Raw genomic sequence first — 26,653 nt, forward strand, 5'->3', positions numbered from 1 at the left:
GATGGGATATTAGGCGTGAACAATACGAGTGACACATAAATACAACAAGCTTCAAACCTGATGTACCCCCAAGTTCCGAGAAAAGAATTCACTTATGGGTGAGTGTCATATGCAATAGGGGGTAAGGTTTGCCTTGCCCGTCGAGCGGTGATCGTCCGGTAACAGTGAAGCCCAGATGTAGATAGAAGCCTAGCGCTTGTTCGTTCTGTTCGTTGACATCAACGTGGGTGGCGCTTTGGGTGTTGATGGCATGGGTGGCTAATAAGGTGCCGATGCCTTGGCCGCGCGCTTGGGGGGCAATAAACAACATTTCGATGTTGTGATCATGTACACCGCTGAAGCCCAAGATCTCGCCCTTCGGGTTTTTCACACACGTTAAGTCAACCGCATCAAAGTATTGATTCAAAATGAGCGGTTTTAAGGCCTGTAGGTCAGCTTCGGCCAAGAAGTCATGCGTCGCTCGGACAGACGCTTCCCAAACCTCGATCAACCGCTGGTGATCTGCTTTTTCGACTGCTTCCATATTCATATCGTGAGCACTCAAAGAGAATGTTTTCATGGGCAATGTTCCCTGAATGATACGTTCAACGACCGATGGCCGAACAGCCATCGATATTCTGAATCAGGGCGGACTCAAACCGGCAGGGTACACAAAAGGGCAGGGATCCGTTCCACCGGAGCAGATCCCTGCCAAAACTAACGACTGAAGAGAAGTGGTGGCGGGGTTTAAATCACCCCACTAGATACCAATTTTGCCCCCGTCATTTTTCTGTACGACGACTGTCGCGGAGCGAGGTCGAATACGACGCCCCTCATCAGTCGCCCGTGTGGCATCCCCATCCATGGGCCAATTGCTCGGATGCTGGATATTCAAGAACAGGGATGTCTTATCGGGGGTCAGGAAGATGCCGGTCACTTCACAACCATTGGGAGAGACCAGAAAACGCTTGAGGTGCTCCTGATTGCTGGAGTTGACGATAGCATCGGATGGCCCTGCGTTCGGCTCTTTCGAGACCGCATTAGGCATCACTGCTAACAGTTGGTTGTTGGTGTAATCTTCGACCGGATCATAACCATTATCGGTCTCGATCCAGAGAATCCCTTGGCCATTGCCCCTATCGTCGTAGAACAAGCCATCCGGTTGTGCGAACTGGTTCAGTTCGGTCAGTCCTGAAAGGTTGCTCGGATCATTGGCTCCACCGCCGAACACGAAGATATCCCAAGAGAAGCTCGTCGCGCCGATACCATCATCCTGCAAGGTGATAATATGCCCCGCCTCGTTGCCCATTGGGGTCTCACCCTTATTGGCGCCTTCGCTAAAGTAGCGCGGGCTGACCGCATCAGGATGGACAATATCAGGGCCGATTCCAGGTTCGTCGATATTCATAACACCATTGGTGCCCATTTCCTGCTCGTTCACCCCGCGTCGACGCCAGTTGTTAGTACATGACATATAGAGTCGGCCACTCTCAGGATCGACAGCGCCCCACTCGGTACGGTCCAGCGATGTGGCTTCCATATAGTCTGCCGCATCACAAGTTTGAACGATGAGCCCAGCCATATCGTCATCGCCTTCGAGCGCTAAAAGATCAGACAGCTTGCGCCCACTGCTGTCTCGGGTGTCCGGCTCAAGGGCGACCCAGTGACCCGTGCCGTCATCGTTGAACTTGGCGACATAAAGAACCCCCTTATCGAGATACTTCGCACCAATACTCAAGCGGTCGTACTGCTCGCCCGGCCGATTAGCGTCGGCGGGATCCCAGGGTTCATCGGAGACAAAACGATAGAGATATTCACTCAGGGTGTCATGCCCCATGTAATAAACCAGCGGCTGCCCTGCAACGAGTTTTCCCAGCCAGCACCCTTCGTGACGAAAACGCCCCAGATGAGTTCGCTTGATCGCCCGAGTCTGGCTGTAGGGGTCCACTTCGACGACATAACCAAAGGTTCGGGTTTCGTTGCGGAAATCGGTGCTCGGATCGGATGATAAGGGCTTTCCAGCGGCGTCTGTTTTGATGGTCCCATAGGGATACCAGCGACTGAATTCACCATCATCATTTTGTGGATCAGTGGCCGCAGCATACCAACGGTTGTTACCGCGTGAGTGGCCGTCGCGGCTATGGTTCTGCCCGACCAGCAGACGCTTGTCATCGCTATTGATATATTCGACGTCATCAATGGCACTATTGCGACTCTCGCCGGCCCCCATCCTGAAATAGTCCGGCCAGTTCTCCTCACAGCTCAGATAGGTTCCCCAAGGGGTGAATCCACAACCACAGTTGCTGTTGGTGCCGCGTGTGGTGCTACCATCGGGCGAGAAGCGAGTTTTAACGTAGGAGGACCGGGCAACAGGGCCCGACAGCGCGACCGGTGTCGCCGAAGTGATGCGGCGATTGTAGAGTGAATTCTTAACGTGCTCCCAGCGGCCACTATCGTTTCTCTTCACATGCACCAGGGTGACCCTATGGGCATTCATCTCTGTGCGTACTTGCTGCGCGTCTCGCGGGTCGGCAAAACCACCATCGGGAGAGTGGTCAAAATCCTTCCCATCATGCGCCTCTTTGTCCCATTTCCAGAGCGCATCCGGATCGATATATTCGTGATTCACCGCAAGAATAAACTCACTTGAGGCCTTAGCATCAGATAGCGGGAAATGGTACATCCCATCATGATGCATACCGACGCTGTTAAGCTGAATCTCTGGCGTCATATCCAGATCAGGATGCCAATCAGGGGCATTGTCGTTGAGCGGGGTGCCCCAAGGGATGAGCACCTGAGCCGAATACCCTTCGGGCACTACGACACCATCTGTTTTCGAGCCTTTGATCGAGTCGAACCCCAGCGTAATCGGGTCGCTTCCCGCACTTCCATCAGAACCTGCGCCATGATCTGAGCCCTCACCTGGGCCATCAGTATGATCGGAGTCGTGATGACTACATGCGGCTAGACTCGACCCCATTATTGTCGCCGATGCCAGTTGCAGACCCCCCTGCAATACACCACGACGACTGAGACGCCTTTCGATGATCGATCCGAGATGTTCATTTTGGCTATTGTTAGCGATCTTATCGTTACGGATATGCTTACTCATGGAACAGAAGCCTCTCCACTTTCTGAGTATTTAGAGTTGATAAAAGGGATAGGAGAGGAATCCCTCGAACATCCAGAAGACTCGATAAGTCAGACTAAAGGGGCCCTCCGATGCCCGCATAAAGGCGCCAAAGAAGCGGTATCGATGGTCGGATCTCTTGACCCAACCCCTTTAGTTTTTCTTGATCACTCATCCGTTCTCTCCCTCCCGATTCCGTTCACTTACGCTTAGCACAGACCACTTCGGCACATCACATCCCGAAATGGAAAGCCGCTCCATATTGACCCCATGCCCGTGTCGATATCGTGACGTCTCCATGAACACCAGGTCACGATGACATGTCTGATGAGAAACGGCGTAAGCCCCTATCGCGGCTTCAGAAAAGAAAAGCGATCAACACTCTATTACTTGGTTTAATTCTGTGGGTTCTGCTCCGCACTACGCACAAGGCGTGCAGCCAAGGCAAACCCCTGGGTATGGCCGTCGACTTGACCACTCATAAAATCGACAAAAAAGATCAGCCTAGGCATGCCTTGAACCGGGGTGACACTCCAGTAAGGCGCGCCTTCGCTGGTGGCGGTGATATCAGGAAAGACGGTGGTATTGATGGCGGGGTTCTCACGATCCTCGTCCACGAGGCTATAAAGTTCATCAATGGTGGGCACACGCCACCCCTCGCCCGCTTGGCGGGCTGCATGCTGAGCCGCTTCAAGGGATAACGAGGCGGGTGAGCCGACACACCCACTCCCCGCCTGCCATGTCGTCCCCATGCTACAACGACGCCAAATTAAGTTCGTTTTGGGGTCAAAAGCCTCGCCTGCTTGATTCACGACGAATCGATCAATCGTACGCTCCTGCGCTTGAGATTGAGTGCCATCCGCCCATAGGGGATTTGCATTCAAGCAGGAGAAGAGAAGGGGGCCTAGTACCGTCCATTTTTTCATTAAAATGTCCTTTTTAGAGATACCCTTGAAAGAGATGATATAAACCGCGTCCAAAGCCAAACAGGCAAAGCTTCGCGGCCCGTGGGCAATACACCACACCCTTCATGCCTGACACTTATTAGATGGAGCTTGCATTGAATAAAGAGACCGCGCTGCGGCTATTACAAAAAAACCGCAACGCGAAGATAGAGAAAGGGTATTAAGCTACGTAGCGGAGGAACTCATCTGCCGAGTGAATACCTTCTCGTTCCTGGCAGGACTTAAAGAGACGAAATAAATTTTTAGCGGTCGCGTTGCCCGTTGAGCTGACCATACGACGCAAACTGGATTCTTTCATCTCAAGTGAATTTGCGATTTCTTCAAACGCTTGGGTTCCATTCAAGTAGTCCCTAAGCATTGCATTACCGACCGCAATGTCACCTTCAAGATAAGACTCTAAGGCTTCTAGTAACAAGCTTTTGCGGTAGTCAGGATCTCGACATAATGTCATGACAGTGTCTTTAAATTCACGTGTTAACGCCATCACCTGTCACCTCATTCAAAATTCGCTTTAAGAGATCGCATCTCCAGCATTAGCTGATGGAGCCAACTCTTTTAGCTTTCTTAATTTGTAATCTTCTAAATAATGTTTGGCCACATTGATCATCTTCTGCTGGTTTGATTTATCGCTGCCAGCGAACAAAATAATCAATTCATCACCTTCAGTAATGTAATAAATACGGTAGCCGGGTCCGTAATCGATTCGCCGCTCCTTTAAACCGGCACCTCCTGTAATCGATTTATGATCACCAAAGTTACCTGCTTCCATCTGCGTGACGGCCTTGGTGACCTTCGCCTGTGCTCGGGCATCTTGAAGCCCAATAAGCCAATCCTTAAACGGTGTTTTACCTTCCTGAGTTTGATATTCCTGAGCCTTACGCTCAACGATAGGCAATGTCACTTCAGCAGCATCCTTGCGTTTTCTCAATATAATAACATATATGCTATTATTCAATCACTATTCCTGAGCGCCTTCTACCTCAACACTCATTGCTCCAGCATACCTTCATTCACAGCCTCGCCCATGCTCACCCACGTCGGGCCAGTAGGTAGATATCCATAATCCACCCTTGGGTATCGCGGAGGTGTTGGCGGTGCTGCAAGAGGGGTTCGCTGATACGGTCGAGGCGTCCTGCCATGAGGCTTTGTTCGGGCATGCCAAGGTAAGCCCCCCACCAGATGTCGTAGTGTTCGGGGTTGGGCAAGGTCGTGAAGGCGCCGCCGCTGTCCAGCATGACGGCGACCCGGTCAATGCCATCGGGCCAGCCTTGTTCGCGCAGTTGCCGTCCGGTGGTGATGTGAACCGGAGCACCAATGGCGTTGAGGGGAATACGGTGGGCAGCGGTCAGCACTTGCAGGCTGGTAATCCCAGGGACGACGGTGACGTTAATGGGCAGGCCTGCAGCCTCCAGGCGTTCGGTAATCCGCAGGCTGCTGTCATATAGAGAGGGGTCGCCCCAAATCAGCAGAGCGGCGCGGCCCCCTTGGGGGCAATGGGTGGCCAATAGTTGTTGCCAGCAGTGGGCGATCGCATCGTGCCATTGCCGCACATTCTGCTGATAATCGCCTTGAGCAGCCCGTGTGGGCAGGTCAAATTCGACGATATTGGCTTTGGCTGATAACCAACGCTCACAGATCAAGCGTCGCAGATCCAATAAGTCGCTTTTCGCCTTGCCTTTACGGGGTAGTAAGACCACGTCCGCTTGGGCCAAGGTGTTCACGGCCGCCAATGTCAAGTGATCGGGGTTGCCGGTACCGATCCCAATCAATGCCAGTTGTATCATCAGGATTCCGGCTCTCCCTCTGCGCCACGATAAAAGGGTGAATCACTGCTTTGTGGGCGAAAGCGTCGGTCATAACCGATGGCGTAAAGGCGGCTTTCTTCACCGTCGTCGCGGGTTTGTTTCAGGCCGGGACCTATCAGAATAAGCGCAGTTCGAGTCATGGCTGGGGCGACTTCATCCAAGACAGCCGCGAGGGTCGAGCGAATGACTCGCTGATCGGGCCAGCTGGCCCGCCAGACAATGGCGACCGGCGTCTCCGGAGGATAAAAGGGCGTCACTTGATCGACCACCTGATCCAACTGGTGAATCGACAGGTGCACGGCCAAAGTCGTTCCCGTGGCCGCAAAAGCCGCCAAAGTTTCGCCTTCGGGCATGGCACTGGCACGGCCTGAGGTACGGGTCAGCACCAGCGATTGAGCCTGGGTGGGAATAGTCAATTCTTGCTCTAGCGCTGCGGCGGCCGCCGCAAAAGCGGGAACACCAGGCGTCACGGTATAAGGGATCTGTAAAGCCTGCAGCCGAGCCAATTGCTCGCCCATGGCCGACCAAACGGAAAGATCGCCTGAATGCAGTCGAGCAATATCCAACCCTTGAGCATGGGCGCTTTGGATCTGCGCCATAATCTCATCTAATGATAAGGGCGCGGTGTTAATGATCATCGCATCTTCAGGGCAATGGGCCAGGATGCCTTCAGGCACTAATGATCCGGCATAAAGACAGACCGGAGAAGCGGCGAGCAGATCCCGCCCGCGTAATGTCAGCAGATCCGGCGCCCCCGGCCCGGCGCCAATAAAGTGAACGGTCATACAGTGAAATTACCTTGTATTAAACACGTGAAGCGGGATGAAAGGTGCCCTCATCCACCCCCGTCAAGAAGCATTGAGCCAATACGCTAAAGCACAGGTCGCCCGACGTTGAGAAGCAATATAACGCGGTGCCAGCAACGCGCCCCCCCCTGCGCTAAGCGCCGCGGCTTCAGCAACACTACCGGTGCCTTGTGCTTGCAGGCTATACGGAGACTGTGTCGGTGTCTTCACACCACGAACAACAACGGCATATAAAGGGCGCTGCCATTGCGCCGCAAAGGGTTGTAGTAAGGCGTATTTATCGGCACAGGTGGCGAAGGCCACTAAAGCCTCTTGGGACAAACCCACCGCAACCAAAGCGCCGCTCAAAGCATCAGCCAAATCCTCCCAGGAGGCGGACGCGGTGGCGCCAAACCCGGCCACCACAGAAAAACTCATCGCCAAGTCTGCCATTGCACAATCGGGTAACGAGCCTTCCAACCACGACGCGGCCCCATGGTTTCGGCCTTGGCCCAATCAAAACGCAGCAACTCACCGCCATTATGGCGCTGCCAATGGCTCAACAGCGCCTCTGATTCTAATGACACCGCATTGGCCACGACGCGCGTTCCTTCCGCTAAATGCGTCCACAACCAATTGAGCAGCGCTTCACTGACACCGCCGCCGATAAACACCGTATCAGGTAAAGGCTGATCATCCAGTGTCAAAGGCGCTCGCCCTTCCACCACATGTAAACGATCTTGACCCAGTGCTAACGCATTCCGGCGCGCCCGAGCAGCACGTTCTGACGATTGTTCAAAAGCCACGGCTTGGGTAAGGTGATGACGAGCCAGCCACTCAATGGCAATGGCGCCAGAGCCTGCACCGATATCCCATAGGCATTGTCCGGCCTGTGGGGCCAGCGCCGAGAGCGTCAACGCTCGAATCGGTTGCTTGGTTAATTGGCCATCATGCTCAAAGAAATGATCCGGCCAGCCGCTGCTCATCGGTATTGCGGGGCCATCGCCGTCTACTTCTACGCCGACGATCACCGGCGCTTGAATATCCGGCGGCACCGTATATTCCGCCATGCCCTGACGCCAGCGCTCACGGGCGCCATCCAACGCTTCCAGCAAATGAAGTTGGGAACGGCCAAAACCCCAACGGCTGATCAGTTGGGCCAGCATGCCGACGGATTGCCCATCACGGACCAAGATCAATAATCGCTGGCCGGGCTGCATATGTGGACGCGCTCGCTGTAACGGCGCAGCGTGTAAGCCAAGGCAGACCGTTTTCTCTAGCGCCCAGCCGAGCCGGGCAGCGGCCAACCCAAAGGTCGACGGAGCCGGGAAGGCGTGCCATTCTTCTCGGGCCAAGTAACGGGTAATGGTGGTGCCCGCCCCAAAGCAGAAAGGATCACCCGACACCAGCATGACCACCCGACGGCCACGCTCGGCCAATAACTGCGGGATGCCATCAGCAAAGGGCACCGGCCAGCACCGCACTTCGCCTTTGAGATCAGGGAGCAAACGCAGATGACGAGCCGCACCAAAGACGACTTCAGCCTCGTCAAGCGCGGCACGGCTTGCCGCCGATAAGGCGCCTATGCCACTCTCTCCCCACCCAATCAATGTCAGCCATGGAGTTGCTTGCGTGTCCGCCATATCTCATGTCCTGATACTCGGAGGCACCACCGAAGCCAATGCGCTAGCAGCCACATTGGCCCAACAGACGATACCTGCCACCTTCAGTTATGCCGGTCGCACTCGTCACCCTAAAGTGCAACCGCTCCCCACCCGTATCGGCGGCTTTGGCGGCGCCGAGGGGCTCGTGACTTATATTCAACAGCATCATATCAGTCATGTGGTTGATGCCACGCATCCTTTCGCCGCACAAATGAGTCAACATGCTTGGCAAGCCGCTCAAACCACCGCCACGCCATTGATCGCTTTAACGCGTCCGCCTTGGCAACCACAGCCAGGCGACCAGTGGCACAGTGTCGCGGACTTTGACGCCGCCCTGGCCGCATTAAAAGGGCCAGCTGAACGCGTCTTTGTAGCCACGGGCCGTCAGCATTTGGCCGCTTTTGCCGCGCAACCCCAGCACCGTTATTGGGTGCGTTTGGTCGATATCCCCACAACGCCCCTACCCCCGTTCGATATCACCCCGATTATTGATCGTGGTCCGTTCACTCATGAGGGCGACCTGGCCCTGCTGCGTGAGTATCAAATTCAGCGGCTGGTCTGTAAAAATGCCGGTGGCCAAGGCGCGAGTGCCAAACTCTCAGCGGCACGCCAATTGGGCCTACCCGTGATCATGATCAACCGTCCAGCCCTACCGCCGAGAAAGGAAGTGCATACGCCTGACGCCGTGCTCGATTGGTTATATGCCTAAATATCACGCCTTGATTTCACGTCTGAATGATACTGACGTGGCGTATAGACCCAAGGCTGATCACCGGTAAGACGCGATAGCACTCGGGTTTGGCTTGATCCAATCAACACCAGTGTTCGCATATCCACCTGTTCAGGCACCACCTCCGCGAGGGTCGTCACCGTGACCTGCTCTTCAGGCGTCGAGACCGCACGAGCCAGAATCACACAACGCTCGGGCTCGCAAACCGAACGCAATGTCGCCAGCGCACGGGCAAAGCCTTCCGGGCGGGCCTTGGAACGAGGGTTATAAAAGGCCATTGCCAAATCGGCTTCTGCCGCCAGCTGCAACCGTCGCTCGATGATCGACCAGGGCTTGAGGTTATCGGACAAATTCAAGCAACAGAAATCATGCCCCAACGGTGCCCCCGCACGGGCACTGGCGGCCAACATCGCCGAAATGCCCGGCAGCACCTCAACCGTGAGTGCTCGCCAGTCAGACGGGCCGTTTTCAATCGCCTCAAACACCGCTGCGGCCATGGCAAAAACGCCGGGATCACCCGATGACACCACGACCACTTGCCGACCGTCAGCCGCTAAGGCTAGAGCCTCTTGTGCCCGCGCCAGCTCTTGTCGGTTATCCGAAGCATGTCGACGTAAGTTCGGCCGCTCAGGTACGCGTTCGACATAGGGGAAATAACCAACCACATCGGTCGCTGCCGCCAAAGCGGCTTGCACCTGAGGCGTAATCAAGTCTTGATCCCCCGGCCCGAGCCCAGCGACCCACAATTGTCCGGTCCCTGTCATGGCCGCCGCCCTTGGCCGTGAACCAGCACAATTGAAAAGTAGGGCGCTTTGTCCGGCGCATCGATTAAAGGACGGACCTGCTGATTCCCCATCGCCGCGTATTCAATCAACCAGGCCTGCTCCATGCGACCCGCTTGAGCCAAAGCAGATCTCACCTTGTCTAAATGCTGGCCAATCTTCATCACCACCAGCGCATCACTGGCTTGCATCTGCGCCGTCAGAGTTGCTTCTGGCAAAGTCCCCACCAGCACCGTCAAGATGTCATCACCCCAGGTGATCGGTTGACCGGTCGCGGTCCAAGCCGCCGACATGCCGGTAATCCCCGGCACCACCTCGACCGGCACAGTGGCGGTAAGACGCGTATATAAATGCATAAAAGAGCCGTAAAAGAAGGGGTCACCTTCACACAAGACCACCACCGACTCACCCGCCTGCGCCAAAGCCTTGAGCTGAGCCACCTGCACCTCATAGAAGTCAGCCAGCGCCTGTTGATAACGCGGGTCTGAAAAAGGCACCTCAGTGGTCATCGGATACGTCATGGGATATTCATTCACCCCATCAGCGAGCATCCCTTCGATGATGCGGCGTGCATGGCCTTGACGTCCGGCCTTATGAAAATAAGCCACATGCTGCGCCTGCCGGATCAAGCGATCCGCGCGCACACTCATTAAATCCTGGGCGCCGGGGCCGAGCCCAACGCCATAAATCGTTCCTGGGGTCATCTTATTCGACTCATGATCACGCATTTTGGGGCATTAATGGCCGTCCTTGATGCAAACGCATCACCCTCATATTTCCTGACGTTGGGCCACAGCATTCAGTGCCGCCACCGTCACCGCACTGCCACCGAGACGTCCCGTCACGACGAGGCAGGGCACCGGCTGATCCGCCCATAAAGCCGCTTTCGATTCCGCCGCACCCACAAAACCAACCGGACAGCCAATAATCGCCGCCGGGCGGGGGCAGCTGGGGTCTTGCAACATATTCAATAAATGAAACAAGGCCGTGGGCGCATTACCGATGGCCACCACCGCACCGGCCAAGTGCGGCCGCCATAATTCCAAGGCCGCCGCCGACCGCGTGTTACTCATGGCATCAGCCAAGGCGCGCGTGCGCTCATCCTGTAAGGTGCAGATCACCGGGTTATTGGCCGGTAATCGCGCCCGGGTAATCCCTTCGGCCACCATACGGGCATCACATAGAATCGGCGCCCCCCTCTCCAGCGCCTGACGAGCAGCCGTCACAACCCCTGGGCTGAATTGAATATCGTCGGCCAGAGGCACCCAACCGGCCGCATGAATCATCCGTACGGCCACCGGTTCTTGTTCGGCCGAAAAGCGCGCCAATGCGGCTTCCTGGCGAATCATGGCAAAAGATTGTTGATAAATGGCTCGGCCATCGGTTTCGTACACATAGGGCCGATCCATGGGCCCAGACACAGGCGGTGATGATTCCATCGACATCCATTAACTCACTCATTAATCAACGGCTTGTGCAACCAGCACAAGCCATTTTATGAATATTACGCCAGCTGAACGGGACGTCATCCCAGCTCAGCATCGTGATGACAGCCGCTGCCATAATGCGTCTAAACTGAAGGGCCCTTGTCCCGAATCACTGGCGCGACCTTGCTCAATCAACCGATATCCAGCCGCCTCACCGACCACACAGTAAGCCGCCGCAGAGGGTCGGGCGCAGCCTTTTTCACATCCTGACACATGCACATCGCCCCCCAAGGCGACCGCCAATTCAGCGGCCAGCGGCTGTGTCTCAATATGGGCCTGTGGACAATAAGGCGCCCCCGGACAGGCATCACTGGTCAGACGCGGGTCAGCCGGGTCCAATATCAACCCAGGCAAATGCTGCGGCAGTACACCCTCGACCCACAGTTGACGCCAAGGCGTCACCCGCAAGCCTTCAACGGTCGACGTTTCATCAGTCGACGCGTCAGCCAAAGACGCCTTATGAACAGACAATAACGCCGCCACACTGGCCGCAGGCGCCCGGCCCCATGCCGCACCATATAAGATGCCGGGGCAAGATAAAGTGCCGGAGCCAGCCGTCTTCAACGAATCAGCTCCGACGACCCAAGGCGCTGCGGCGGCCCGTGGCGCCTGTTCAACCGGGGCCCAGGCAGGTAATGCGGCCCTGAGTCGTGAGAAACGCCCGACAGGCGGACTTTGCTGCTGGCGCACAGAGGCAAACCACGCCAGTAGCCGTCCCACCAACACGACGGCCTCATCGACGCTCGCCACCACAGTGCCTTGCGTGTGTCCCGAAACCCGTACCAACAGTTGCCCGGCTTGCGTCAGCTCTAAGCGGATATCGGCTGAGGCCTGCTGGAGCAGCGCTTCCGGCCCGGTATCCAGAGCCAACCCGACTTTAGCCGGTAACACCGGCCATGTGGATAACTGTTCACATAGGGCTTGATGCAGCGGTTGCGTCCAATCGTCGGTGTGCCAGTTCGGTGTCACCAGCAAATTGCGCCGGGATTCCAACGCGGGGTCATCGTCGACCAGCTCAGCCGCTTGCAACGCGACCATCAGCTTGGGCCAATCGGCTTCAGCCACGCCCCGGAGTTGTATATTCGCCCGATTGGTCAGATTCAGCATGCCATCGGCATAGCGCTCGGCCGCCTCACACAAGGCCAATCCTTGGGCCACACTCAAGCGCCCCAGACGCGGACGAATCCGCACCACCAAGCCATCGCCAGAGGCCATCGGATGCCAGGCGCCAGGACACCAGCCACGCACCTCAGCCATCGAACCGCTCACTCATGCGTCACACTCCAGGATGCCACCGCGGTATCGACGCCCCCCAGCTCTTGCTGTTCATCATGGGCCAATAATTGATCCTGCAAAGCCGCTTGCAACTCAGGCGGGGCTTGCCATAACCCGCGTTGCGCGGCTTCCAATAAACGCTCGGTCATGCCCGCTAGGGCCGCCGGATTATGCTGTTGCAAGAAGGCTTGATTCTCTGCCGATAGCGCTAGGGTTTCGGCCACGGCCGTGTACTGATGGTCATCAATCAGCCCCGTGGTCGCGTCATAGGCAAACAGGAAGTCCACTGTCGCGGCCATTTCAAAGCCGCCTTTATACCCGTGCTGACGCATCCCCTCAATCCATTTAGGGTTCAGCACACGGCTGCGCACCACTCGGTTCAGCTCTTCTTTCAAACTCCGAATACGCGGCTGCGCTGGATTGGCATGATCGGCATGGTAAGTCGCCGGTTGCTGCCCGCGCAGCTGTTCAACTGCGCTCGCCATACCGCCTTGAAAGACGTAATAAGCGCTCGAATCCAGCACATCATGCTCGCGGTTATCCTGGTTATGCAGGACCGATTCCAACTGTCCGAGTTGATGACGAAAAGCGTCTTCCGCTCCTTCACCATATTCGGCCTGCTGGCCATAGGCATAAGCCCCGGCCTGAATATAGGCCTCACCCAACTCATGGCGCTGCTGCCACTGACGCTGATCAATCAGACGATTGACACCCGCGCCATACTGGCCGGGCTGGCTACCGAACACCCGATAACTGGCTTGTCGAAACGCCTGCTCTTCGCTCATACCGCTGGCTTGCAACTGCTCTTGGCGTTGTATGATTTGCTGGCGCAGCGTATTGAACGCCCCGGGTTCTTCATAATGCGCGACCGCCTGTACCGCCGCATCAAATAAGCGCATCACATTGGGGAAGGCATCGCGAAAGAAACCAGAGACGCGCAAGGTGACATCCACTCGCGGCCGATTCAGTAACATGCTGGGCACGACTTCGATATCCACCACTCGCTGTGAACCCGGTGCCCAGATGGGTTTCACCCCCATCAGCGCCAGCGCTTGGGCAATATCATCGCCGCCGGTGCGCATGGTGGCGGTGCCCCAAATGGAAAGGCCTAAAGTGCGCGGAAAGTCACCATGATCTTGCAGGTAACGCTCAACAAAAGCCTGCGCCGACTGCTGACCTAACGTCCAAGCGGCAGGTGAGGGAATCGCACGGTGATCAACGGTATAGAAATTACGCCCGGTGGGCAGGGTATCCAAGCGCCCTCGGCTAGGCGCCCCGGAAGGGCCAGGCGGTACAAATTGCCCCTTTAACCCCGCCAGTAGTGAGTGCATTTCCTGGTCAGCACTCTGCTGTAACGCAGGCCACAAGGTCTGACGAATCGCCGCACACTGGTGCATCGTGCGCGGATATCGGGTCGCCAGCGTCGAGTGATCGCGCGCTTCATCACGCGCCACCACCTGCTCACGCATCCAGTGTATGGCCCAATGCTCAAGCCGTTCGCGGGTGTCGGCTGCGGTGCGCCAAGGCCGGTCGTCCAAGACTTTTAATTCGGTCGGCTTTGGTCCAGTCCAAGGCTCGGCACCGGCGGTTAAGGGGTCAAAGTCATCGCCTAACGCCAAGTCTTCAGAGAGGGTTTTCAATAAGCTCTTCTGCTCGGGGCTCTGCCCCTGGGGTAACCGCAACATCGCCACCAACGTCGAGGCCAGGTGATCGGCACAGGGCAATTGCCCGAAGATATGCAGGCCCTGTCGAATTTGGGCTTCTTTGATATCACACAAATAGGCATCCAACGCATTCAAGAGCGCCTCTTCATCGCCCGACGCCAGCGCCTCAGGATCGCCATGCACAAAGACTTCCCGGTCGAGCCCGGTCGTCTGTAGATGGCGCACAATATTGCGCCGAAGCAACGCTTCACGCTTGGGGTCCATGCCCATGGCTTGATAATACTCATCCGCCAGCGATTCCAATTCTGCCAAAGGGCCATAGAGTTCAGCACGGGCCAAAGGCGGCATCAGGTGGTCGATAATCACCGCCTGGGTTCGTCTTTTCGCTTGGGCGCCCTCACCCGGATCATTGACGATGAACGGATAGAAATGAGGCATCGGGCCTAACAATAGATCCGGCCAACAGGTGGCCGACAGCGCCACGCTCTTGCCCGGCAGCCACTCCAGGCTGCCATGCTTACCGACATGAATCACGGCCTGGGCCTGATAGTGGTGTTGTAACCAAGCATAAAACGCAATATAGCTATGAGGCGGCACCAAGTCGGTATCGTGATAGCTCAGGCTGGGATCATCGCTGAAATCGCGTACGGGCTGAATCCCGACAAAGGTGTCACCCAGTCGAATACCGGGCACCAGCAAACGTCCTTGCCGATATTTAGGATCTCGCTCGGGCGGCCCCCAGCGCTGCCAGATGGCCTCTTGTAAGGCACTCGGCAAAGTCGCGACAAAGGCCAGATAATCCGTCAGCGCCAGGCTCTGTGACGACGACCGCAGGGCAACGGTCGCCGTTTCATTGGTGACGCCCGCGGTCAAACGTTGCATCAGCGCCTGACTGGCTTCACCTAACGTGCCTTCTGGCATATCGGCTACGGGATAACCTTCAGCGGCCATCGCCCGTAAAATCGCCACCGTTGAGGCGGGCGTATCCAGCCCGACCCCATTACCGATGCGGCCATCCTGTTGTGGATAATTGGCCAGGATCAGGGCAACCCGTTTATCGCCATTCGGAGTCTGGCGTAACGTCACAAAACGCCGCGCCAGTTGAGCCACCCACAGAGCACGCTCGACATGTAACTGATGCTGAATCAACGACAGCTGGCAACGGGCGTGATAAGTGGCTTCGGCTTTAAACCCGACCGCGCGAGTGATGACGCGGCCATCCATTTCCGGCAAGACCACTTGCATCGCCATATCACGGCTGCGCAAACCACTGCTTTGCTGCTGCCAGTCATCTTCGGGGTTGCTGGCCAGCATCACCTGGAGCACCACCGGCTGCCCTGGCAGCGCCAAAGGATCATCATGACCGCGATCACCCAAGGGGGCTTCGCCTCGATTCACCGCAAAACTGGTGGTATTGAGCACCACAGAGGCCCCCGTTTGGGCCACCAGATGCTGTAGTAAGGCCAGACTGGTCGGGTCTTTCAATGACGTCACCGCCAGCGGTAACGGGTCCAGCCCTTGCTGTTGTAGCTGTTCGATCAGGCCATCAATCACCGCCGTATTGGCCCCCAGCAAATGGCTGCGGTAAAACACCAACACGCAGGGTTCAGCATCACTTTGTGCGTGGCGTGCCTGCCATTGCGATAAGGTCAGTTGACGCTCACCGGGGGTATAAAGCAATGCAGCGGGTAGCGGCTGCGGTGGTTGCCACTCACATGGGCGACCGAGCCATTGATCATTCAAGTAATGCAGTAACTGAGTGGCGTTATCCACACCCCCTTCGCGCAAGTAACGCCAGACTTGCCAAGCCGCTTCAGGCGGCACCGATGAGGTCATCAATAAGTCATCATCCGGTGCATCACAACCGGGCACGATGATCAGGGTCCGCTCGGGTTTGGCTGCCGCCCAGGCCTGCAAGCGCTCGACACCATAAGGCCAATAACTCTGTCCGCCCAGTAACGACACCACCACCAGCCGCGCCTGCTCTAACACCCTATCTTCATACAGATCATAGGCGGCGGGTTTGGCCAAATTCATCCAGTTGGCCAGACGCAGTTCCGGCGCCTCGGCAGCCAAGCGATCCACCGCTTGAGCCAGTGCCATCAGGCTGCTATCCGCCGCCGAAAGAATGATCAGTTCTGCCGGACTCTGCTGAAGATCAACAATGCCCTCATCATCAACAAAGCCGCCCGGCTTAGCCGCAAACAGATGCATCAGTCGACTTCAGCTTCGGTCAATACCTGCTGTAAGGCAGCAGCCTCTAACCCGCGACCGATGAAGACCAGTTGAGTTCGTCGGCGTTCATCATGGGTCCAAAGCCGATCAAAATGAGCCTCTATACGCTCCCCAACCGCTTGTATCACTTGTCGCATAGGCTTACCCGGCAGCGCCGCAAACCCTTTGGCTCGATAGATCGAATAACGATCCAGCAGTAACTGCAGCTGAGTCGCCAGACACTCGCCATCGACTTCGCCCAGCTCAATCACGCAGGAGTCAAAATGATCATGAGCATGATCATGGTGAGCGCCTTCAGCATGATGGCGGTCGTGGTGGTTATTCACGGTATCAATGCGGTTTTCAGTCGCGGCCGCCATGCCCATTAACGCCTCTAACTCGGCAGGAGATTCCGCAAAGCTGTCCTTGTGGACAAAAAGTGTCTTCACCGCGGCCGGTACCCGCTGTGCAATCACCGCCTCCACTCGAGCCCGCTCATCCTCACTTAATAAATCGGTTTTGGTCACCAAGACTAAATCAGCAGCCGAAAGCTGATCATCCAACAGCTCTTGCAAGCTGGGATCATGATCCAAACTGTCATCGGCCCGTCGCTGGGCCTCAACTTGGGCTTCATCATGGGCATAACGACCGGCCGCTACGGCGGGGCCATCGAGCACGGTCACCACCGCATCCACCGTGCAATGCTGACGAATATCCGGCCAGTTGAACGCCTGCACCAAGGGCTTGGGCAAGGCCAGCCCACTGGTTTCAATCAGAATGTGATCAATCTGATCACGCCGCTCGACCAGATTCTGCATCACCGGCAAAAATTCTTCTTCGACCGTACAGCAGATACAGCCATTGGCCAGCTCGTAGATGCCATCATCATCGGGGCTCAGGGCATCGGCCTCACAGCCCAGCGCACAGGCCCGCAGCACGCTGGAATCAATATCCTGCTCACCAAATTCATTGACGATCACCGCAATCCGTTTGCCCGTCAGCTGGCGCAGAATATTGGTCAGTAATGTGGTTTTACCACTGCCCAGAAAGCCCGTGACGACAGTAGCGGGAATTTTATTCAGTTGCATCGGCCATTCCTTGTAGCCAAGAGGTCACCTGATCGCCTCGAAACAAGCGGGCGATGGCCTCTGGATTATGGGGAAAAAATAAATGTAAGTAAGACGCGGTTAAACCGCGCTGACGATAAATCGCTTCGCCAGGTGCCGGGTGGCGCTGACGTTGTGCATAAGTCAAAGGCGGCGGCGTTGAATGACTCACCGAGCGATGATGAGCGTGCCCCCGAATGGTGCCTTCAGGTAAGGGCGCTGATTGCATCCCCTGGCAGCCCCGGCGGCCGCGCATGGCGCCTTCTCCAGCCAACACACCTAACATGGGATGAGTCTGGCCTTCGTAATCCGTCAGCTGCTCCAGGCAGTATAAAAAACCACCACATTCGGCCAGCATGGGCATGCCCTTGTGGAAAACTTTTTTCAGGGCGGTTTTCATCGGTTGATTGGCCGCCAGTCGCGCCGCATGTAATTCAGGATATCCCCCCGGCAACCAGAGCGCATCACAGGGGGGTAAATCGGTATCATATAAAGGGGAGAAAAAGCGTAACTGCGCGCCCATTTGTACCAATAGCGCCAGATTTGCTGGATAAATAAAGCTAAAGGCTTGATCCCGTGCCACCGCGATCGTCACCCCCGCCAAGGCCTCTGCCGGGGGTGTGGATAACTGTGTGGACGGATGGAAGACAACCGGGGGATAAGCCAGCAATCGTTCGGCTAATCCAGTCTCGGCCAATACTGAGGCACCATGCTCAAAACGGGTCTCCAGATCGGCTTCGATTTCACTGGCCTGGACCAACCCCAGATGCCGTTCAGGCAGCGCCATGGCCTCATCACGCCCGATATTCGCCAGCAGCGGTAATGTCGTCGGTAAGGCCTCTTCTATTAATTCACGGTGACGCTCAGTGGCGCAGCCATTGGCAATCAAACCGGCCAGTGTCAAGTCGGTACGAAAATGGGCCACCCCCGCTGCCAGCGCCGCCGCCGTTTGCGCCATCCCTTTGACATCCATCAGCAGCAACAGTGGTAAACCGAAAGTGACCGCTAAATCGGCACTGGAAGGCGTACCATCAAAAATCCCCATGGCCCCTTCCACCAAGATCAAATCAGCCTCTTGGGCGGCTTCATAAAGACGCTGACGGCAATAGGCTTCACCCGCCATCCAGAGATCCAGCGGTTCGACCGGCGATCCAGCCGCCTGGGCCAAGACTTGCGGATCTAAATAATCCGGTCCCGTCTTGAACACTCGAACACATAGCCCCATTTGAACCAATCGGCGCGCCAACGCTGCCGTGATCGTGGTTTTCCCTTGACCGGAAGCCGGTGCTGCAATCAAAAAAGCCGGGCAAGCCGCAGCAGGGGTCATCGATTCAGCCATCAATACTCAATCCCCGCTTGGGCTTTGACGCCCCCCCGGAAGGCATGACGCTCATCGCCCACATCACTGATAGTGTCGGCGATGGCTTGTAAAGGCTGCGCCATCGTCCGTCCGGTAATCATGACATTCTGGGTTTTAGGCCGCTGCTGAAGCGCCTGAACAACGCGCTCAACCGACAAATGACCGTACTTCAGCATGTAGCTCATTTCATCCAGGATCAGCAACCGATAACGCTCATCCTGTAACAAGCGCTCAGTCACCGCCCATGCCGCCTCAGCCGCAGCTTTGTCCTGAGCTTGATCTTGAGTTTCCCAGGTAAAGCCATGCCCCATGATGTGCCATTCCAATGCCGGATGATCACGAAAAAACAAGTACTCACCGGTTTCTCGGCGGCCTTTAATAAACTGCACCACGGCCGCTTGATAACCATGTCCGAGCGTGCGGGCCAGTGTGCCAAAAGCGGAACTGCTCTTGCCTTTCCCCGCCCCTTTTAACAGGATCAACACGCCTCGGCTTTCATTCGCCTGCGCAATACGGGCATCCACCACGGCTTTCTTTTTCTGCATCCGCGTTTGATAACGCTGCGTCGATTCATCGTTCATGGCACTCGCCTGACTGAGGAGCTGGAGGTTTAGACAATGGGTATTGAGGAGATGAGGGCTGAGTCGACGAATCGCTTAATCGCTGATAGCTGGCCCCCAGTTGACGCACCAGTTCAAACGCACGCCCGCGCCGTACCGGGCCCGTTTCGGTATCCAACACATAGCAGTCGCCCAGCACGGGCAAGGCAGCGAAGGATTGCCGAGTGCGTCCATCGGTCACAACATAGGTCACGACCTGAAGTCCTGGCTCTCGCTGCTGCCATTGCTGTCGCCACCGTGCAGCGTGGTGTAAGGCTTCACACAAAGGCGTGCCCCCGCCTGCGCCCAGTTCAGCCAGCCCTGGCACCGCGCCCTTGGGCGCACGCCGCCGAGACAACAGCGGCGTCACTCGCCCCTGACGAAACCCGAGCACCGCCAAATGATCACGCCATGGATACGCCTGCGCGGCCAACGCTTGTATCCAACCTTTGGCCCGGCTGAACTGGGCCTGACCCAAGGTGGAGCCGGAGCTGTCCAATACCACCAAATGCACGCGCTGCTGACCACAGCGCTGACGTTGCCAGCGCCACTGACGCCAAGGCCAACGGCCTTGATTGGCGGCCACCGTCGCCAACCAGTCCAGGCTGCGGCCGCGACTTTTTCCACGTCGATAACCGCTCATTCCCTGGCCAGATCGAGATGACCGCCCCCCTTGTTCAGTCGCGATTTGGCATAATCGTCGACGATCCAATGGAATTTTCAACATAGAGGACGCTTGCGCTGACAGCGCCGGTGACATCGCCACAACAGGAACACCAGTAGGCGGCATAGCGCCCCAATCACTGACCTCCACGTCAGACGACGACTCATGAGACGGTTCAGTAGACGGCGAAGGCTGCGACGAAGCCGACCGATAAGGCGGCAAAGACCCCTGCCCCGAAAAAGGCGTTGAAGCACCTGAAGGCGACGAGGAGACAGGTGGCGTTGATGATCCAGGCGGGGCAGAAGAAGTAGGCGGTACAGAGGAAACCGGTGAATTTGAGGTCGATGACGGCGTCAAACGTCGATGGGCCAGCACCCAATCCGCAACCGCTTCGATATCAGCCGCTGAAACGGTATCACGGCCGCACCAAGCGGCATGCGCCAGCGCCGCCCTATGCCAGGTCACATCAGCCCGCACCCCTTCAACCCCCTCAGCCTGACACCTCTCAGCAATGGCGTGATAACCGCGCTCAGACATGACAACAGCGGATAAGCGCTGCTGAGCCTTCTGAATACGCAAGCTCAAGGTCTCCGTCGCCTCCGCATGCGTGGCGACAAAAGCAGCAGGATCACGCTCATAGGCTTCACGTTGACGCATGATCGTCACCCGTTCGCCTATCGTCTCGGGATTGGTCAAGGCCACACTCAGGCCAAAACGATCCAACAATTGTGGACGCAACGCCCCTTCATCGGGATTCATCGTCCCCATCAGCATAAAGCGAGCGGATTGCTGCAGGCTCAGCCCATCGCGCTCAACCTGATGCACGCCACGAGCGGCAGTGTCCAGCATCAAATCCACGAGAGGATCAGGCAGTAAGTTCACTTCATCCACATAGAGGATACCGCCATCAGCCTGCGCCAGCAGACCTGGACGATGACACAATTGCTGGTCATCGACCAACTGTTGCACATCCAAATGACCGACCAAGCGGTCTTCGCTAGCGCCCAAGGGTAAATTGACAAAAGGAGGGCGCTGGCCATCGGCTTGATCAGGTAATAACGCGGCTAATCCGCGTGCCAACGTTGACTTTGCCGTACCGCGCGGGCCACTCACCAAGACACCACCAATACGAGGATCAATGGCATTCAGAATCAATGCCGTTTTAAGCGCACACTGACCCACCACCGCCACAAATGGAAATTCCGCAGTCATGAAGGCACTCGCCCCCGATGACGGTCAATCGTCAATATCATAAGTCTCTCCAGTGCCCACCGCACCGTCAATGAGTGTGGCATCACAGGCCGGTCTCCGGGCTCCAGGGGTTCAATACAGCCTCATCCCTTCCCGGCTTTCAAGCCAGTGGTATTGATGAGGTGTTCACCTGATACCGTTGCGGGGGCAGCGATGGCATCGCACCATACTTCCCGATTATCCCACTGGGCTTAGGAAGGCCAATGGGCACCTGTATGCCGACGACACGAGCTTAATCAAGACTCATGTCATTCACAAAATACAATAGCGAACCCGAAGCCTAAAGCAGAGCCGCGCTAGTGGCAATCTTACGCGGAGCGCCACGGTTAAACCCCATCAGGCCGCCTCACTTCAGAAAGCAGGTTAAAGCGCCCAAATAAAAGTCAACATAAAGAGACACCTACTGTTAACTTTATAATACACACACGCATTAATATGACGCACAAATAGCGCGACCATTTAAAAATCACATTTCATTCAATAGACTCAGTACATATAATCAAGCTTAATAAAAGGCAGCACAGGAGCAACAAAATCTTAATCGATACATGCTTTATCGTTACGATAACAAAAAGCACCATTCGACAGCCTCAATCAGTAACATCGACTCCGAGTCAAACAATGCGAAACATAGCGCCCACACCTAACACAAAACAAGCACATAAAAGCCCATGAACCAAGTTCACGTAACGTCACCGTTAAATGCTGAGCCATATAGTTAAAAAAGAACCTGCCGAGTATTAAAGCATATTAAACCATTCTATAATCACCCCATTCACAGGGAGTGATTATTAATGAATGACTTATATAACACTTTCCCCAAAATCCTTATTAAAAGCGTTGGGGGAAGTCAAGACATCAGTCGCATGGACGCCTTACCGACGCCTCATCACAGCATCCATCCCACTGCGCTTCAAGACGTCAGACCGTCACGACGGTCTGACACCGTTTCAGGGTCACTCTTTAACTCGAAATGTTATCGATCTCTCGTATCGATCACCGCGTATCCCATGAAACAAATTTCTGACCCACAAAGCAATCAGCACAAAACCTCAGATCATCAAACTTTGCAAAACCTAGTGATTTCTAAGCGTCCTCGAGTGCACTGGATCGATATGGACATCATTTTGCCGCAGGAGCCCATCAGATGACCGAGCTGAAACACTACCAGGCCCCCTCTCCACGCATGGTCCCCCCTCCGACGTCGACATTCCCTTTATCGACGGCTCAACGAGGACAGTGGCTTGCACAAAAACTCCACGGTGAAAATACCGCATTTAATGTGGCGGAATACCTGGATATTCAAGGGCCTTTAAATACATCTAATTTTTTATTAGCCATACAGCAACTTATAAAAGAAGCCGACTGTACGCGCAGCCGTATCATTGAAGAAAGCGAGCAAACGGCCCAATTCATTCTGCCCGATGATGAAGGCGATGTTTCAATATTAGATGTTAGCAATAAAGAGAACCCTCATGCAGCGGCTTGTCAATGGATGCATGAAGATATGAGACGTCCACTGAACAAGCCTAACGAAGCACTTTGGTGTAGTGCATTAATTAAAATAGCTCACGACCATTATTATTGGTATCAACGTTGCCACCATGCCGCCCTCGATGGTTTTTCAGGCAACCTGATCGCACAACGTTTATCAGAAATATATAACTCACTAGAAGAAGGGCGCGAGATAGAGGCCAATCCATTCGGATCCATTGCCGATATATTACGTTTTGAAGCGGATTACAAAACATCTAAACGTTATATTAGGGATCGTAATTATTGGTTGGAAAACTTGGCCCATTTACCTGATCCGGTGTCATTATCGCAAAGAATTGAGCCGTCTGGCCTAACCGCCCTCAACGATTCTCTTCACCTCTCACAAGCCTTGGCTGAACAGCTGGCCTCAATCAGTCAGTCATATGGCGCGAGCCAACCCCAAGCACTTATTGCCTTGGTAGCGGCTTATTTTTATCGTATGACGGGCGCGGAAGACCTGGTCTTCGCCATGCCCGTCACCGCCCGCATCAGCCGACAGCACCGTCAAATTCCCGGCATGATGGCCAATGCCGTCCCCATTCGCTTGAGCATGTCGACCACCATGACACTGGGTGATTTGATCCAGCAAGTCTCTCAAGTTGTTTTAAAAGCCCTTCGACATCAACAATATCGTTATGAAGACCTAAAGCGTGATTTTGGCTTAATCTCAAGCGGTCAGCAGATCGCCTCTTTGGGCATCAATATCGAACCATTTGATTACAACTTGACCTTTGGTCGCTGTACAACCACTTTGCACAACCTGTCGAATGCGCCCATTGAAGATCTGACAGCATTTATCTTTGACCGACACGATCACAATGGCTTAAAGGTCACTTTTGATGCCAACCCCGACCGTTATACGGCAGAAGAACTGAAGAATCATTTAGCGCAGTTTGAACGTATGGCGAAAGACGCCATCGCGCATCCTGACCGACCCATCAGTCAAGCGAGCCTATTAAGCCCAGACACACGCCACAAGATGTTGTCCGTGTGGAATGACACTCAGTGGCCAATTCCCAACCTATCCGTTGTCGATCTGTTCGATGCCCAGGTGATGCGCACGCCAGAGGCGATCGCGGTTGCCGATAAAGCCCACTCATTAAGCTACATCGAACTCAATCGGCAGGCGAACGCTTGGGCACACCGCTTAAGACGAGAAGGCGTCGGCCCTCACGACTTGGTAGCGATTGCATTAAATCGCAATATCGATATGTTGGTGGCCTTGTTGGCAACACTCAAGGCCGGTGCGGCTTACCTGCCGCTGGATCCTGACTTCCCTGCTGACAGAATTCGTCATATTTTGGAAGATGCACAGCCCAAGCTGGTCATCAGCACACACCACATCGATACGCAGGACATCCATGCCCAACATGATGCCCCGACATTGTGGATCGACCAGCCAGACTTTGACATTCACAACCGTGAGTACCATAACCACCCACCTCAAGTGCCCATCACTGAGGGGCATTCCGCCTATGTCATCTATACCTCAGGTTCGACAGGGCGCCCCAAAGGGGTCGAAATTCCTCATAAAGCGTTGACCAATTTTCTCTATGCGATGCAAATTGAGTTAAAACTGACTGCGTCAGACCGCTTTCTCGCCGTAACGACCATTTCATTTGATATTTCAGTACTGGAATTATTTTTACCCTTGACGGTGGGCGCTTCAGTACTGATTGTCGAGCGTAACGTGGTGCGTTCGCCTGAGCAGCTCACAGCCTTTGCTGTTAAGCATCAAGCCACCATTATGCAGGCCACACCATCGCTATGGCAGGCGCTACTGCCGGACTATCAAGCGCAGTGGCACAACATTCAACCGTTGGTTGGAGGCGAAGCCTTACAAGGCCAGTTGGCTGAACATATGGCCAAACTAGGCCACCCGGTAATCAACTTATTTGGGCCGACAGAAACAACCATTTGGTCGACCATCATGCCGCTGGAGAAACCGGCCGATCTACAGCACCCGCCGATTGGGCGCCCGATTCTCAATACCCAAGTGTATGTCTTGGATAAAGCCATGCAGCTGGTCCCTATCGGCGTTTCCGGAGACTTATACATCGCCGGAGAAGGCTTGGCCGTAGGCTATTACAAGCGCCCTGAGCTCACTGGAGAGCGTTTCTTACCGAATCCATTCGACCCCGGCAGTCGACTCTATATCACCGGTGATCAGGCTAGGTGGCGCGAAGATGGCGTACTCGAATACTTAGGCCGAGATGATCACCAAGTCAAAATCAGGGGGTTCCGTATTGAAACCGGTGATATTGAAGCACGCTTGTTAGCCTGCCGAGAAATACAGCAAGCGGTCGTCGTGGCACAACCCACTGACCGCGGCGATAAGCAGCTGGTCGCCTATATTGTACCGGTTGATGACACGCTCAAGAGCCAAGAGATTCGTGAAGAGCTGGTGTTAAGCCTGCCAGATTATATGGTGCCCAACTATTACGTCATGCTGGACGCGCTGCCGTTGACCCCCAATGGGAAAATTAATCGTAAAGCACTACCCAAGCCGGCCTGGCGAACGCTTAACGCCTATACCGCGCCGCGCAATGCACTAGAAGAGACACTCGCCACCCTGTGGTCCACAATATTAGGGGTCACCAAGGTTGGGATTCACGATAACTTTTTTGAGATCGGTGGAGACTCGATTAACGCGACGATGATGATCAATCAGGTTAAACAAACGCTGAGTCTCGACATCCCCCTGGGGATTTTATTTAAATCACCCACCATTGCCGACATCTCTGACCACTTTGACACGCGCCAACATTACGATCCATTAGCGCATATATTGTCGATTCGAACCGAGGGTTCAGAGCCGCCATTATTCTGTATTCATCCCGCACTCGGATTATCGTTGGGCTATGCCAACTTGCTACGCTATTTACCGTCCAATATCCCGCTTTACGGCTTGCAAGCCGATGGGCTTCATCATGCCGCTCGCCTGCCCACTTCAATCGAAGAGATGGCCGATGATTACATCACCCGCATTCGCAGCATTCAACCTCAAGGACCCTATCGACTATTAGGCTGGTCATTTGGGGGGCTGGTGGCGCACGCCATCGCCGAGAAGTTACAGGCCAGCGGCGCCGTCGTTGATTGCTTATGCATGTTGGACAGTTATCCTTATCAACTGGGAGTTCAAGCGCCAACCGATGAAGCTGAAGTGATTGCAGCGGCCTTAGCCTTCTTAGGCTATGATCTCAGCACTTTGGAAGACCTTCCGCAGGACAAGCAGGCCTTGGCCCAATTCTTATGGCAGGATTACGATGACTCCTCCATGACGGTCATTAAAGAAATCCAAAAGCAAAAAGCGAATATCATCGAGCACATCGAACAAGTGATTCACAATAACTTAGCCATTGCGAATCACTTCTTGCCGGGCAAAGTGGACGCCAATTTGCTCTTCTTTGTCGCCGAGGGCAGCATGAATGGCGCCATGGGCAATATCCTGGAACATGAAGCCGAAGCTTGGGAGTCGCGTATTAGCGGCAGTATGGAGGTGCATCACATTCACTGCCATCACCAAGCAATGCTGGATCCAGAGCCCCTCAATCATATAGGCCCCATTATCGGAGAATACCTGAGCAGAATCAGTCAATCGGAATAATCGATCGCCTGAGAGAACACACCTCAATGCGTCGGTGAAGACGTATTGAG

Annotated in this window: 20 protein-coding genes and 1 riboswitch; of the genes, 2 read left to right on the forward strand and 18 right to left on the reverse strand. The window is 55.2% G+C overall.

The genetic code is table 11. The features are described from left to right. Nucleotides 1-88: 88 nt before the first annotated feature. The 9 genes from BFW38_RS14720 to BFW38_RS14760 form a co-directional block, all read right to left on the reverse strand. Nucleotides 89-529: an acetyltransferase gene (locus BFW38_RS14720; protein ID WP_069000517.1), complete on the reverse strand. Its 441-nt coding sequence runs from the start codon at nucleotides 527-529 to the stop codon at nucleotides 89-91. A gap of 210 nt (nucleotides 530-739) precedes the next feature. Next, nucleotides 740-3,091, reverse strand: coding sequence for a PhoX family protein (locus BFW38_RS14725; protein WP_068999579.1), 2,352 nt, complete (start codon nucleotides 3,089-3,091; stop codon nucleotides 740-742). Nucleotides 3,092-3,504: 413 nt separating this feature from the next. Next, a complete protein-coding gene (locus BFW38_RS14730; RefSeq protein ID WP_068999580.1) occupies nucleotides 3,505-4,035 on the reverse strand; it encodes an Lcl C-terminal domain-containing protein in 531 nt (176 codons plus the stop codon). Nucleotides 4,036-4,234: 199 nt separating this feature from the next. After that, nucleotides 4,235-4,558 carry a hypothetical protein gene (locus tag BFW38_RS14735; RefSeq protein WP_068999581.1) on the reverse strand — a complete coding sequence of 108 codons (324 nt, stop codon included), beginning with the start codon at nucleotides 4,556-4,558 and terminating at the stop codon, nucleotides 4,235-4,237. A gap of 27 nt (nucleotides 4,559-4,585) precedes the next feature. Beyond that, nucleotides 4,586-5,029, reverse strand: coding sequence for a type II toxin-antitoxin system RelE/ParE family toxin (locus BFW38_RS14740; protein WP_218186432.1), 444 nt, complete (start codon nucleotides 5,027-5,029; stop codon nucleotides 4,586-4,588). A gap of 73 nt (nucleotides 5,030-5,102) precedes the next feature. Then, on the reverse strand, nucleotides 5,103-5,858 hold the full coding sequence (gene cobF / locus BFW38_RS14745) for a precorrin-6A synthase (deacetylating) (protein ID WP_068999582.1): 756 nt from the start codon (nucleotides 5,856-5,858) through the stop codon (nucleotides 5,103-5,105). Then, nucleotides 5,858-6,664, reverse strand: coding sequence for a precorrin-4 C(11)-methyltransferase (gene cobM / locus BFW38_RS14750; RefSeq protein WP_068999583.1), 807 nt, complete (start codon nucleotides 6,662-6,664; stop codon nucleotides 5,858-5,860). Before cobM ends, cobF begins: the two co-directional genes overlap by 1 nt. A 63-nt stretch (nucleotides 6,665-6,727) precedes the next feature. After that, complete coding sequence (locus BFW38_RS14755) at nucleotides 6,728-7,117, reverse strand: cobalamin biosynthesis protein (RefSeq protein WP_218186433.1); 390 nt, start codon at nucleotides 7,115-7,117, stop codon at nucleotides 6,728-6,730. After that, nucleotides 7,099-8,307 carry a bifunctional cobalt-precorrin-7 (C(5))-methyltransferase/cobalt-precorrin-6B (C(15))-methyltransferase gene (locus tag BFW38_RS14760; RefSeq protein ID WP_068999584.1) on the reverse strand — a complete coding sequence of 403 codons (1,209 nt, stop codon included), beginning with the start codon at nucleotides 8,305-8,307 and terminating at the stop codon, nucleotides 7,099-7,101. The genes BFW38_RS14755 and BFW38_RS14760 overlap by 19 nt, the downstream gene beginning before the upstream one ends. Between BFW38_RS14760 and BFW38_RS14765 the strand changes: the two genes are divergently transcribed. Further along, nucleotides 8,306-9,037 carry a cobalt-precorrin-6A reductase gene (locus tag BFW38_RS14765; protein ID WP_069000520.1) on the forward strand — a complete coding sequence of 244 codons (732 nt, stop codon included), beginning with the start codon at nucleotides 8,306-8,308 and terminating at the stop codon, nucleotides 9,035-9,037. The genes BFW38_RS14760 and BFW38_RS14765 overlap by 2 nt on opposite strands. On the opposite strand, the gene cobJ is transcribed toward BFW38_RS14765, so the two are convergent. The 9 genes from cobJ to BFW38_RS14810 form a co-directional block, all read right to left on the reverse strand. Continuing rightward, a complete protein-coding gene (gene cobJ / locus BFW38_RS14770) occupies nucleotides 9,034-9,822 on the reverse strand; it encodes a precorrin-3B C(17)-methyltransferase (protein WP_068999585.1) in 789 nt (262 codons plus the stop codon). The two genes, BFW38_RS14765 and cobJ, sit on opposite strands and share 4 nt — an antisense overlap. Next, nucleotides 9,819-10,544 (reverse strand): precorrin-2 C(20)-methyltransferase, encoded by a 726-nt coding sequence (gene cobI, locus BFW38_RS14775; protein ID WP_069000521.1) that lies wholly within the window; start codon nucleotides 10,542-10,544, stop codon nucleotides 9,819-9,821. The genes cobJ and cobI overlap by 4 nt, the downstream gene beginning before the upstream one ends. 66 nt (nucleotides 10,545-10,610) lie before the next feature. Beyond that, nucleotides 10,611-11,285, reverse strand: coding sequence for a precorrin-8X methylmutase (locus tag BFW38_RS14780; RefSeq protein ID WP_425427922.1), 675 nt, complete (start codon nucleotides 11,283-11,285; stop codon nucleotides 10,611-10,613). A 90-nt stretch (nucleotides 11,286-11,375) separates the two neighbouring features. After that, nucleotides 11,376-12,584, reverse strand: coding sequence for a hypothetical protein (locus BFW38_RS14785; protein WP_068999586.1), 1,209 nt, complete (start codon nucleotides 12,582-12,584; stop codon nucleotides 11,376-11,378). Nucleotides 12,585-12,592: 8 nt separating this feature from the next. Beyond that, the gene (gene cobN / locus BFW38_RS14790) at nucleotides 12,593-16,480 is read right to left on the reverse strand and encodes a cobaltochelatase subunit CobN (protein WP_068999587.1); all 3,888 of its coding nucleotides are present in this window, start codon (nucleotides 16,478-16,480) and stop codon (nucleotides 12,593-12,595) included. Then, nucleotides 16,480-17,568, reverse strand: a complete 1,089-nt coding sequence (cobW, locus tag BFW38_RS14795) for a cobalamin biosynthesis protein CobW (RefSeq protein WP_068999588.1) — start codon at nucleotides 17,566-17,568, stop codon at nucleotides 16,480-16,482. The genes cobN and cobW overlap by 1 nt, the downstream gene beginning before the upstream one ends. Beyond that, nucleotides 17,555-18,925 (reverse strand): cobyrinic acid a,c-diamide synthase CobB, encoded by a 1,371-nt coding sequence (locus tag BFW38_RS14800; RefSeq protein WP_068999589.1) that lies wholly within the window; start codon nucleotides 18,923-18,925, stop codon nucleotides 17,555-17,557. The genes cobW and BFW38_RS14800 overlap by 14 nt, the downstream gene beginning before the upstream one ends. Beyond that, nucleotides 18,925-19,527 (reverse strand): cob(I)yrinic acid a,c-diamide adenosyltransferase, encoded by a 603-nt coding sequence (gene cobO / locus BFW38_RS14805; protein WP_068999590.1) that lies wholly within the window; start codon nucleotides 19,525-19,527, stop codon nucleotides 18,925-18,927. Before cobO ends, BFW38_RS14800 begins: the two co-directional genes overlap by 1 nt. After that, nucleotides 19,517-21,421, reverse strand: coding sequence for an AAA family ATPase (locus BFW38_RS14810; RefSeq protein WP_068999591.1), 1,905 nt, complete (start codon nucleotides 21,419-21,421; stop codon nucleotides 19,517-19,519). The genes cobO and BFW38_RS14810 overlap by 11 nt, the downstream gene beginning before the upstream one ends. Nucleotides 21,422-21,491: 70 nt before the next feature. Continuing rightward, nucleotides 21,492-21,690: riboswitch (cobalamin riboswitch) on the reverse strand. Nucleotides 21,691-22,607: 917 nt separating this feature from the next. On the opposite strand from BFW38_RS14810, the gene BFW38_RS14820 reads away from it, so the two are divergent. After that, entirely contained in the window at nucleotides 22,608-26,603 is a 3,996-nt protein-coding gene (locus tag BFW38_RS14820) for a non-ribosomal peptide synthetase (RefSeq protein WP_068999593.1), read from the forward strand. The last annotated feature ends 50 nt before the right edge of the window (nucleotides 26,604-26,653 follow it).

The organism is Terasakiispira papahanaumokuakeensis (genome assembly GCF_001709345.1).
Taxonomy (GTDB): Bacteria; Pseudomonadota; Gammaproteobacteria; order Pseudomonadales; family Halomonadaceae; genus Terasakiispira; species Terasakiispira papahanaumokuakeensis.